Below are 994 nucleotides of genomic sequence, written 5' to 3'. Positions count from 1 at the left end.
CTAAAGAAGAAAGCTCCAAAGAAAAAAGCTCTAAAAAAGAGAGCTCTAAAGAAGAAAGTACCAAAGAAATAAGTTCTAAAGAAGACATACATAAACAAAAGGATATTGTTGCCACCCTTCAAGATAATGATGATTTCAGTATTTTAGCGGCTGCTTTTGAAAAAACTAATTTAGTTGAAATCTTACAAGAAAACGAACCATATACCCTCTTCGCCCCAACGGATGAAGCTTTTGAGCAATTATTAGAAGAGCTTGATATCACGGAGCAAGAGCTACTAACACAGCCTGATCTTAATAAACTATTAACTTATCACCTGGTGGCTAGTAAAATTTTGGCTGAAGATTTAAAAGACGGAAAATCTGTTGAAACTGTTAATGGAGAAAAAGTGGCCTTCGATTTTTCAGAAGACGAGCCGATGATCAGTGAATCGATGATTACTTCTACCGATTTAGAAGTTTCCAATGGAGTTATTCATATCATTGACACAGTTTTAATTCCTAAAGACTTCGAGTTGCAAAAAGTGGATACTAAATAAGCTAGGCAAAGCTTTTCTTACTTTCTATTAACGTCAAAGAGGCTGAATAAATAAGGTTCTATAATAAATAGGGTGGATGGAAGAAAAACACTTCCTTCCACCCTATTTTTTGCTACATAAAAACACAAAAGTCCGATCTATTAAAAGTGGTAACTAAAATAGAAAGGACTCTGTGCTATAACTCATGTATACGAACATTACTCACTATAAAAGACCCTAACGTAAAATTCTCTGATAATTGTGGGGAAACGGTCAAAAATAAGCTTCACATAAAGTGTACACTGACCTATCCTGTTGATAGCTGTCTTTGTTGCCAAAAGAAAGGAGTTGTCGTTAAAAACGGCAAACGCTCCTCTAGAATCACCTACTTAGAAAGTGCAGGGCAAGCTTGCTACTTACTTTTAAAAACAACCTTACCTTTGTCGAAATTGTGGCCACTCCTTCACTGCAGAAACCAA

General features: G+C 35.6%; 1 protein-coding gene. It reads left to right on the top strand.

All coding sequences use genetic code 11. The features are described from left to right. Positions 1-536 (top strand): fasciclin domain-containing protein (locus tag ACQV2Q_RS08840; RefSeq protein WP_428882506.1); only part of this gene is annotated, 536 nt, incomplete at its 5' end. Positions 537-994: the final 458 nt, after the last annotated feature.

The organism is Facklamia sp. P12950, from assembly GCF_050409465.1.
Classification (GTDB): Bacteria; Bacillota; Bacilli; order Lactobacillales; family Aerococcaceae; genus Facklamia.
The sequence above is the reverse complement of the archived record's forward strand: the minus strand, read 5'-3'. Positions and strand labels throughout refer to the sequence as shown.